The organism is Frankia sp. Allo2, from assembly GCF_000733325.1.
GTDB classification, from domain to species: Bacteria; Actinomycetota; Actinomycetes; order Frankiales; family Frankiaceae; genus Frankia; species Frankia casuarinae.
The window spans coordinates 74382-84434 of the sequence record NZ_JPHT01000023.1; the positions used below are offsets into that span (position 1 = coordinate 74382).

Below are 10053 nucleotides of genomic sequence, written 5' to 3' on the forward strand. Positions count from 1 at the left end.
GGCGCCTCGATCGTGGTCATCGACCGCCGAGGTCCCCCGGTCGGCGGACCGGCGAGGTTCCGGCCCGGGCAGGCGCCCCTGGGCCGGAGCCGGAGCCGGAACGGAACGGAAACGGGAAGCGGAAGAGGTCGACGGACGTGACACCTCTCACGTTCCATGGGGAGTACACGACCGGCCGTCTTGGCAGGATGAACCGTTGAACGGACCGTACTCCCGTGCCGATCCCCACTTCGTGCCGATCCCTGGAGCGCCGGACGATGAGCGACCTGCCAGACCCGGACGAACTGCTCGCCATTGCGCTGACGATCGCCCGTGCGGCGGGTGACCTGCTCGCGCGGGGCCGGGAGGGCACCGTGGCCGCGGAGACGACGAAGTCGTCTCCCACCGACGTCGTGACCGCTCTCGACCGCGCCTCCGAGGCGCTCGTCGCCCGGCGGCTCGCCGAACTGCGCCCCGGCGACGGACTGCTCGGCGAGGAGGGTTCGGACTCCGCCGGCACGACCGGGGTGCGCTGGATCGTCGACCCGCTCGACGGGACGGTGAACTTCCTCTACCGGCTGCCCAACTGGGCGGTCTCGATCGCCGCCGAGGTCGACGGGGAGGTCGTCGCCGGGGTTGTGCACGCCCCGGCGCTGGGCGCGACCTACACCGCCACGCGGGGCGGCGGATCGTACCGGGACGGGGAACCGCTGACCGGCTCCACGGTGACGACGCTGGCCGGCGCCCTCGTCGCAACGGGTTTCGGCTACACGGCGTCCCGCCGGGCCGCGCAGGCCGCTGTCGCCAGCCGGGTGGTGCCCCGGGTGCGCGACCTCCGTCGGATGGGTGCGGCCTCGCTGGACCTGTGCGCGGCGGCCGGCGGCCTCGTCGACGCCTACTACGAGCGTGGGCTGAAGCCCTGGGACCAGGCCGCCGGCGGCCTGGTGGCGGTGGAGGCCGGGCTGCGGGTCGGTGGGCTGCACGGCCGCCCGGCGGGCGAAGATCTCACCGTCGCCGCCCCGCCGGCCCTGTTCCCGGCGCTGACCGCCCTGCTCGCCGAGGATCCCCCCGCCGACCGCGACTGAGGTCCCCGACCGGGCGAGCCCACCACCGGCCCCGCTCACGGCCAGGGCACGACGTCGTCGATTCCGGCTGCGACGAGCGCCCGACTGAGACCGCCGCGGGAGCGGATCCCGAGGTACCACTGTCGACGGCGTAGACCGACTTGACGGTGGCGTCCCACTGTCCGGGCATGACGGTGTTCCTCCCCAACTGATACCGCTGACGGCGTGTCGCTTCTCAGTCCGGGAAACGGGAACGGGGGCGCGCGGCATGCGGACCGGCGGGCGGGGCCGGCAGGGAGCGAACCCGCCGGCCCCGGATCATCGGTCGTGGGCTACAGCAACGAGCGCAGGACGTACAGCAGGATCCCGCCGTGGCGGTAGTACTCCGCCTCGCCGGGGGTGTCGATCCGCACGACCGCCTCGAAGGTCTTGTCGCCGGCACGTACCGTGATGGGCGGGGTCCTCTCGTCCACCTCGGCGAGGCCCGTGATGGTGAACGTCTCCTCCCCGGTCAGGCCGAGCGACTCCACCGACTCGCCGGCGGGGAACTGCAGCGGCAGCACACCCATACCGATCAGATTCGACCGGTGGATGCGCTCGTAGGACTCGGCGATGACCGCCCGCACGCCGAGCAGCGAGGTACCCTTCGCCGCCCAGTCCCGGGAGGAACCCGAGCCGTACTCCTTACCAGCCAGGATCACCAGCGGCACACCCTCGGCGGCGTATTTCTGCGCGGCGTCGTAGATGGCCAGCTGCTCGCCGTCTGGCAGGTGCCGGGTGACGCCGCCCTCGGTGCCCGGCGCCAGCCGGTTGCGCAACCGGATGTTGGCGAACGTGCCGCGGATCATCACCTCGTGGTTGCCGCGCCGCGACCCGTAGGAGTTGAAGTCGGCGGGCGCGACCCCGTGCTCGGTGAGGTAGCGGCCGGCAGGCGAGTCCTTCTTGATCGAACCAGCCGGGGAGATGTGGTCGGTGGTGACCGAGTCGCCGAGCACCGCCAGCACCCGGGCGTCGATGATGTCGGTCCGGGCCTCCGGCTTCGCCGCCATCCCCTCGAAGTACGGAGGGTGCCGGACGTAGGTGGAGTCGGGCGCCCAGGCGAACGTCCGCGACACCTCCCCGCCATCACCGAGCGGCAGCGAACGCCAGCGCTCGTCACCGGACAGGTCGGCGTAGTCGGACTCGTACATCTCGGACTGGATGGCGTCGCCGACGACCGCGGCGACCTCGGCCTCGCTCGGCCAGATGTCACGCAGGTAGACGGGCTCCCCGCCGGTGCCGGTGCCCAGCGGGTCGGTGTCGAGGTTGATGTCCATGGTGCCGGCCAGCGCGTAGGCGACCACCAGCGGCGGGGACGCCAGGNAGTTCATCTTGATGTCGGGGTTGATCCGGCCCTCGAAGTTGCGGTTGCCCGACAGCACGCTGACCACCGCCAGGTCCGCGTCGTTCACCGCGGCACTGATCTCCTCCGGCAGCGGCCCGGAGTTACCGATGCAGGTGGTGCAGCCGAACCCGACCAGGTTGAAGCCGACCTTGTCCAGGTAGGGCACGAGCCCCGCCCGCTCGTAGTAGTCCATGACCACCTTCGAGCCCGGCGCGAGGGTGGTCTTCACCCACGGCTTGCGGGTGAGCCCCTTCTCGACGGCGTTGCGGGCCAGCAGGGCAGCGCCGATCATGACCTGCGGGTTGGACGTGTTGGTGCAGGAGGTGATGGCCGCGACGGCGACGGCGCCGTGGTCGATCTCGACGCCCGTGCCGTCGGCGAGGGTGACCGCCGTCGGGTTGGACGGGCGGGCGGCGACGTCCCCGACCACGGCGTTCACCGAGATCGGGGCGTCGGAGGGCTTGTCGGCGAATGCGGCCGCCGGGTCGGAGGCCGGGAAGGACTCGGCATCCGCCTCGTCCGCGCCGCCGTTCGTGAGCACCAGGGGCTGGGCGTAGTCGACCAACGCCGCCCGGAAGGCCTGCTTCGCGCTCGCCAGCGGCACCCGGTCCTGCGGGCGCTTGGGCCCGGCAAGCGACGGCTCGACGGTGGACAGGTCCAGCTCAAGGGTGGTCGTGTAAGCGGCCTCGCGGCTCGGGTCGTGCCAGAGGCCCTGCTCCTTGGCGTACGCCTCGACCAACGCCACCAGCTCCGCGGGACGGCCGGTCAGCCTGAGGTAGTTCAGTGTCTCCGCGTCGATCGGGAAGATCGCGCAGGTGGAGCCGTACTCGGGGCTCATATTGCCGATGGTCGCCCGGTTCGCCAGCGGGACGTTCGTCACGCCGTCGCCGTAGAACTCGACGAACCGGCCGACGACGCCGTGCCGACGCAGCATCTCGGTAATGACGAGCACCATGTCGGTCGCGGTGGTGCCCGTCGGCAGCTCGCCGGTCAGCTTGAAGCCCACCACAGTGGGGATAAGCATGCTCACCGGCTGGCCGAGCATGGCGGCCTCGGCCTCGATGCCGCCGACGCCCCAGCCGAGCACGCCGAGACCGTTGATCATCGTGGTGTGGCTGTCCGTGCCCACGAGGGTGTCGGGGTAGGCCAGCGTCCCATCGGCCGTCTGCTTCGTGAAGACGACCCGGGCGAGGTGCTCCAGGTTGACCTGGTGCACGATGCCGGTGTTCGGCGGGACGACGGTGAAGTTGTCGAACGCCTCCTGACCCCAGCGCAGGAACTGGTAACGCTCCCGGTTGCGGCCGAACTCCAGCGCCGCGTTGAGCTCGAACGCGTCCGGCCGGCCGAAGTGGTCGGCGATGATCGAGTGGTCGATCACGAGCTCGGCGGGGGCCAGCGGATTGATCTTCGATGGGTCGCCGCCGAGGGCGGCCATCGCCTCCCGCATGGCGGCAAGGTCCACCACACACGGCACACCGGTGAAGTCCTGCATGATGACGCGGGCGGGCGTGAACTGGATCTCCTGGCTGGGGGCGGCCGAGGGATCCCAGTTCGCCAGCGCCCGGACGTGGTCCGCGGTGATGTTCGCGCCGTCCTCCGTACGCAGAAGGTTCTCCAACAGCACCTTGAGGCTGTAGGGGAGTCGATCGGCCCCGGGCACCGCGTCCAGCCGCCTGATCGTGTAGGTGCGATCACCCACCACGAGCGATCCGGTACTGCCGAAGGTGTCCATCGTTCTCCTCCTCGTCGCCCGCCGCCCGCCACCCGCGAGCGGCGGGGCTCGCTCCCATGGCCCCNCCCNGCTGGCCGCACCATGGTGACACCGGACCCACGGCCCCGGGTGGGCACGCATCCGGCGCCTGCCTGCCTCGGCCAGCTCCGTCCCATCCTGGCATTCCGGCGCGTCTCGCACCGCGCCCGCGACGCTGTGACCCCGCCGACCCTCCGGGTCGGCGGGAACCGCCAGGGCCTCCCGAACAAGGTCGTCACGCCCGACTCCAGCAATTACTTAACACTGCTAACAGTAGCGGAAGCTGCCGGCGGCCCCTGCCCACAACGGCGGAATGTTCGGCAATAATCACCCCACCTGCGGGTGAACTCGTTCTTTCGGTCCCCGGTGCATCCCGGCACGCTCCGGCCCGGGCCGGAGCACGCGTGCCACGACCGCGCGCCGCGCACGGCCTCGTGCAGGGCAGCGACGACGTCCTGGCTCAACGACCGGCGATCCAGCAGCTTCTCGGCCCGTGCCCGCGCGGCGAAGCCTCGGTCGCGCGCGGCGGGTGTCCGCCGGCCGGCCGCGGCGTCGGTGAGACACTCCGCCACCGCCACCGCGTCGCCGGGTGCCACCAGCCAGCCGGTCTCGTCGTCCACCAGCTCGCTGATCGCCCCGACCCGCGTCGCCACGGTCGGTACCCCGCAGGCCGACGCCACCCCGATGGCGCCGTAGTCCTCCACCCAGGAGGACACCACGTTCACATCGGCGGCGGCGTAGTACGGCCGCACGTCGCGGACACCGTGCACCCAGCGCACCGCCGCCGCGCCGGGAAGCGCCCCGGCCCAGACCCGGACCCGCTCGCGGTAACGGACCGCGGCCTCGTTGCGCCGACCGGCGACGTCCTCCCCGCCCTCGGGAGCCCCGTCAACGAGGATCAGGGTGCCGCGACCGCCCAGCTCGACGAACCGCGACCAGGCCGCCAGCAGTACCTCGTGGCCCGCCNCCCCCCGGCCCGGATGGACAAGACGACCGGGCGGGTGGAAGTGCGCCNCCCGCACCGCCACGAACCCGTTCTCGGGCAGATCGAGATCCGTCCGGACCCCCCGGCGCTCCCGGTCGTCCGCCGGCGTGAACCGGTCCAGATCCACGCCGTAGGACACGGTGCGCAGGCGGCGCACCGGCTGGCCGAGCGCGGCGTAGCGGCACCGGACGTCGGAGGTCGGCGCGATCAGCAGGTGATCGAGCCGACAGAGCACCCGCTCGACCGGCCGGATCAGCGGGTGGTCCAGGTGCAGAGGGTTCGCGACCATGTACACGCGGGTGATCGTGGTGCCCACGGTGGCGAGGCGGGCGGCCACCGCCGAGGCGTAGTGGTGGTAGTGGACGACGTCCGCCCCGAGCGCGGCCAGCTCCGCCCGCAGCCGGAGAATCCCACCGGCCTGACGGCGGATCGACGCTCCCCGGTGCGGCACGGGGCTCGCGACGACCTCCACGCCGCCCGCGGTCAACTCCCGGGCCAGTGGACTGTCGACGTGGTCAGGCGGGGGCATCAGGACGATGACGCGGTCCCCGCTCTCCCTTTCGGCTACGGCGTGCGCGACGGGCCNCCGCGGGCCGNCCCCCGCCTCGAGCAAGGTGACTATCTTCATCGTGGGCGGTCGTCCTTCCTGGTCGTGGCCGGACGGTGGCGGTACCCGGACGGGCGGGGACGCCGGCTACCACCACACCGCCGTGATGTCGCGTTGCCAGTGCTCCATCGTGAACGGGGACCGGCGCAGCAGACGCATCGCCTCCCGGCGCTGATCAATGGTCGGGGGAACGGCGGTGAGCATCTCGGCGGTGTCGGCCCAGACCGCGTCGGAGATACGCAGCGGCAGGATCGTCACGCCGGGGAGCAGCCGGGCGATCTCGTCGACCCCGGGCAGGTCCGCGCAGAGCACGGGCGTCCCGACCGCGCAGGCCTCGAGCACGATGCCGGTCAGGCCCTCGTGGCGGGAGGTGACCAGCAGCAGCGAGGCCGCGACCAGCAGGCGTGGGATCTCAAGAACCTCGCCGATGAACTCGACGTGGTCAGCGACGCCACGTCGAGACGCCAGCGCGACCAGCCGGGCCGTCTCGGCGGCATCCTGACGACCCACGAAGAGGAGCCGGGCGTTCACAGACCGCCCCCGCAGCGCCGCGAGAATCTCCACGGCCCGGTCCCGGCTCTTCGCCGAATCCGGGCAGGCAACGTGGACGATGGTGACAAGATCCTGATCGTCCTCGGCGAGTTCCTCCGCGCGGCGGCGGGCCGCGATGGCGACGCCGACCGGTTCCAGCTCGACGCCGTGGTAGATGACGCGGCAACGGGAGTCGAGCCGCCAGTTCTCCCGCCACAGACCCCGCATCACCGCCTCGCTCACCGCGACCAGATGGGTGGCGAACCGGTCGAGCAGCAACCGGCCGACGATCCGCCGCACCCGGCCGCCCAGGCTGTCGCCGTGCCGGTCCGGGGCATCGGCGAGGTAGGCGACGCGGCGCCGAACCCCCCCGAGCCGGGCCAGCGCGAGGACCACCCCGGAGAGGATCGTCACGTCCGCCTGCACCACCTCCGCCTGCACCACGTCCGGGCGTACCTGGCGCAGCAGCCTCAGGAAGGACCATGGAAAGCGCCAGTCGGCCCGGCAGTGGTACACCTCGCCGCCGAGCGCCCGGATCTCACCGTCGAACGCTCCTGCCGCGCCGGACGTCACCGCGAACAACAGCCGGAACTCGTCCTGGTCGAGGCGGCGGAGCAGGTTCACGGCCCCCGGATGAATGCCGGAGCGCTCCATCCGGTTCAGCACCTTCAGCACCGTTATCGGGCCCCGGCGCCGCCACCCACTCGGCCGGTGATGGAACCACGCGTCGGTGGCGACGACCCGCATGGCACCCGCCCCTCCGCCCGCACCCTCTCGATGACGATAATTTTCAGTTATCATTCAACTACATAAAGATACGAGAAGATACGGGAAGATGCGGGACGCCGCGAGGGTGGGATGGCGTCAGAAGGTGGGAGGGGGTCACAGGGGTTCCACGGCGAACGCGAGCTCGTCGTGCCGCGCGACCTGCGCCGGTATCAGCGGGTGTCCCCCGCCTGCCGCCACCGGCCGGCGGCCCCGGTCGTGCGTGGGCAGCCAGTGCCGGGTGTCGAGGACCGCACAGGCATGCCGTGCCACCTGGTCACGGTCGAAGGCGTCGTGGTCGACCAGGAGCACCACCAGATCCGCGGCCGCAAGCTCTCCCGCATCCACCTCCACCAGGGTCACCCGGGGCGGCAGCCGGGCCGCGTCGACGTGCGGGTCCGCCGCTCGCACGTGGGCACCGAGGTCGGCGAGCAGGGTGGCCACCCGCGTCGCGGGCGACTCGCGCGCATCCCCGGTGTTCTTCTTGTAGGCGAGTCCCAGCAGCAGGATGCGGCTGCCCGCGACCGACCGTCGCCGGGTGTTGAGCATCTCGGTGACCCGCCGCACCACGTGGTCAGGCATGTGGTCGTTGATGTCGTTGGCGAGCTCGACGAATCGGAAGCTGCGGCCGAGGCTGCGGCGCACCCGCCAGGACAGGTACGACGGGTCGATGGGCAGGCAGTGGCCGCCGACCCCCGGGCCGGGAGTGAACCGCAGATACCCGAACGGCTTGGTGGAGGCCGCGTCGATCGCCTCCCACACGTCGACGCCGAGTTCGTGCGCGAACATCGCCAGTTCGTTCACCAGCGCGATGTTGACATGCCGGAAGGTGTTCTCCAGCAGTTTGGTGAGTTCGGCGGTCCGGGTCGAGCCGACCGGAACCGTCCGCTCGACCACGGTGTCGTAGAAGGCGCTCACGGCCGCCAGGGAGTCCTCGTGCACCCCGGAGACGACCTTGGGGGTGTTCACCAGGTTCCACACCCGGTTACCCGGATCGATCCGCTCCGGCGAGTAGCCGAGATGGAAGTCGATACCAGGGTGCAGACCGGAACCCTCGGTGAGCAGCGGGGCGAACAGCTCCTCGGTCGTCCCCGGATAGGTCGTCGACTCCAGGATCACGGTCACGCCCGGCCGGACCAGCGGCGCGAGGCTGCGCGCCGCGCCCACGATGTAGGACAGGTCGGGAGCCCCCTCCCGCAACGGGGTAGGGACAGTGATCACCGCGACGTCGAACGCCGCGGCGCGGGCGTAGTCCGACGTCGGCTCGTACCGGCCCGACCCCAACGCTGCCGCGAGCTGCCTGTCGGGGATGTCCTCGACGTAGGACCGCGCGGCGGCCAGCCGGGCGACACGGCTCTCGTCCACGTCCACCCCGACGACCCGCCAACCCACATCGACCGCCNGCATCGCGAGCGGGAGACCGACGTATCCCTGCCCGACGACCACCAGCTTCTTCGAAGTCATACACATAGTGTGTCAGATTGTTTACATAGAGAGAGGTAGGTGGCTAGCTGTGTCCTGGGTCGGCGGACGGATCGCCGGATCCGGTGCGCCCGGACGGCCCGGTTCCGGCGGGGGGGCGACCACCCGGGCCAGAATTCGCGCGATGCGGCGGGCGGCGTGGCCGTCCCACAAGGCCGGACGCCGGGGCGCAGGCGGCCGCTCCAGGGTGTCGAACGCGGCCGTGACCACCACCCTCCGGTCCCGACCCACCACCCGGTTGGTACCCTCGGTAACAGTCAATGGACGTTCCGTCGAGTCACGGAGCGTCAGGCATGGTACTCCCAGCACGGTGGACTCCTCCTGCACGCCGCCGGAATCGGTGAGCACGAGACGCGCCCCGGCCTGCAACGCCAGGGAGTCGAGATAGCCCACGGGTCCGAGCAGCCGAACCCCCGGAGGGAGCATCCCGGCCAGCCGCGCCGCCGTACGGGGATGCGCCGGGAAGACCAGCGGGCAGCGCACCGCGATCTCCCCGAGCGCCCCGAGCAGCCCGGCGAGCACGTCCGGATCGTCGACGTTGGCGGGCCGGTGCATGGTCACCAGGCCGTACCCGCCCGGGTGCAGGCCGAGCTCGGTCAGCGTCGGCCGGCCCAGCGCCTCGTCCCGGCACGCCAGGAGGGTGTCCACCATGACGTTGCCGACGAGATGGACCGCCCGGGGGGGCAGGCCCTCCCGGTACAGATGCTCCACCGCGTCCGGTGAGGTCGCGAACAGCTGGTCGCACACGTGGTCGGTGACAACACGGTTGATCTCCTCGGGCATGGACCGGTCACCGCTACGCAGTCCCGCCTCCACGTGGGCAACGGGCACGCCCGCCTTCGCCGCGACGAGCGCACAGGCCAGAGTTGAGTTGACATCGCCGACCACGACGACGATCTCCGGGGCAAGCCGGTCGAGCAACGGCTCGAACGACGTCATGACCGCGGCCGTCTGCACGGCGTGGGAGCCCGATCCGGCCGCGAGGTGATGGTCAGGGGGGCGCAGCCCGAGATCGGCGAAGAACACCTCGCTCATCGCCTCGTCATAGTGCTGTCCGGTGTGCACGAGCGTGGTCCGGAAACCCTCCGCGTCGAGGGCGTCCAGAATCGGCTTGATCTTGATGAAGTTCGGCCGCGCCCCGGCCACGACCACCGCGTGCGGCCTCGGCGCGAGCCCGGACTCGGCGAGCATCGGGACCGGTCCGGACCGGCGGCGCGCGGCCGCGAGTGGAGCCCGCGGCGCGGGCAGACCATCCACCGGTACACCGGCGACGGGCTCACCACCCGCAGGTACGCCGGTCACGAGCGGACCCCGGAACGATCCGATCCGCCGCGCGGCTGGTCGACGACGGTAGGCCCGGCGGGACGGGCCGCCCCAGCCCGCCCGGCGGGGGCCGCGAGCCCGTCGCGCGCGGCCGATTCCGTCTCGGTGGCGACGTCGGCGTCCACCATCATCGCCACCAACTCCTCGAACCCCACCCGCGGCTTCCACCCCAACACCTCCCGC

The 10053-nt window shown here is 71.6% G+C and carries 6 protein-coding genes and 1 pseudogene; 1 reads left to right on the forward strand and 6 read right to left on the reverse strand.

What is annotated here, in order from left to right:
- Positions 1-257: 257 nt before the first annotated feature.
- The gene (locus ALLO2_RS15560) at positions 258-1064 is read left to right on the forward strand and encodes an inositol monophosphatase family protein (RefSeq protein ID WP_011435756.1); all 807 of its coding nucleotides are present in this window, start codon (positions 258-260) and stop codon (positions 1062-1064) included.
- Between the two features lie 311 nt (positions 1065-1375).
- Here the strand turns inward: ALLO2_RS15560 and ALLO2_RS15565 are convergent, their stop codons facing one another.
- The 6 genes and pseudogenes from ALLO2_RS15565 to ALLO2_RS15590 all read right to left on the reverse strand — a co-directional run.
- Positions 1376-4159 carry an aconitate hydratase gene (locus ALLO2_RS15565; protein WP_035732921.1) on the reverse strand — a complete coding sequence of 928 codons (2784 nt, stop codon included), beginning with the start codon at positions 4157-4159 and terminating at the stop codon, positions 1376-1378.
- A 272-nt stretch (positions 4160-4431) separates the two neighbouring features.
- The gene (locus tag ALLO2_RS15570) at positions 4432-5790 is read right to left on the reverse strand and encodes a glycosyltransferase (RefSeq protein ID WP_051875305.1); all 1359 of its coding nucleotides are present in this window, start codon (positions 5788-5790) and stop codon (positions 4432-4434) included.
- 66 nt (positions 5791-5856) lie between these two features.
- Positions 5857-7047, reverse strand: a complete 1191-nt coding sequence (locus ALLO2_RS15575) for a glycosyltransferase (RefSeq protein WP_023841690.1) — start codon at positions 7045-7047, stop codon at positions 5857-5859.
- Positions 7048-7182: 135 nt separating this feature from the next.
- Positions 7183-8529 (reverse strand): nucleotide sugar dehydrogenase, encoded by a 1347-nt coding sequence (locus ALLO2_RS15580; RefSeq protein ID WP_035732923.1) that lies wholly within the window; start codon positions 8527-8529, stop codon positions 7183-7185.
- 21 nt (positions 8530-8550) lie between these two features.
- Positions 8551-9738 (reverse strand): non-hydrolyzing UDP-N-acetylglucosamine 2-epimerase, encoded by a 1188-nt coding sequence (wecB, locus tag ALLO2_RS15585; protein WP_011435751.1) that lies wholly within the window; start codon positions 9736-9738, stop codon positions 8551-8553.
- 107 nt (positions 9739-9845) lie between these two features.
- Positions 9846-10053: pseudogene (locus ALLO2_RS15590) on the reverse strand (GDP-mannose 4,6-dehydratase); the annotation flags it as partial.